Here is a 289-nt window from a genome sequence, read left to right on the forward strand (position 1 = left end):
CGCGGGCTTTGGTTTCTGGAGCCACGATATCAGCGGTTTTGAGAATACAGCGCCGGCGGATATTTACAAGAGATGGTGCCAGTTCGGCCTGTTAAGCTCTCACAGCAGGCTTCATGGTTCTCTTATGTTCTATTTTATACCACTTCTCATACACTGCCACGTCCTTAATCCGGTAGTCAGCGCTTAAATCAATGACCTTGGCCTTTGATAAAACCGCCTCATTCATGAGAGACGCACAGAATCCAAGAGCTACGTGGGCCAGAAGTACGCGTCGGTATTTAAAAACATG

At 47.8% G+C, this 289-nt stretch carries 2 pseudogenes; one reads left to right on the forward strand and one right to left on the reverse strand.

From position 1 onward, the window contains the following. Window positions 1-148 (forward strand): annotated as a pseudogene (locus NE473_RS32045) (TIM-barrel domain-containing protein); the annotation flags it as partial. On the opposite strand, the pseudogene NE473_RS32050 reads toward NE473_RS32045, so the two are convergent. Next, window positions 92-289, reverse strand: a pseudogene (locus NE473_RS32050) (hypothetical protein); the annotation flags it as partial. The pseudogenes NE473_RS32045 and NE473_RS32050 overlap by 57 nt on opposite strands.

Source organism: Hungatella sp. SL.1.14, assembly GCF_024460495.1.
Taxonomy (GTDB): Bacteria; Bacillota; Clostridia; order Lachnospirales; family Lachnospiraceae; genus Hungatella; species Hungatella hathewayi.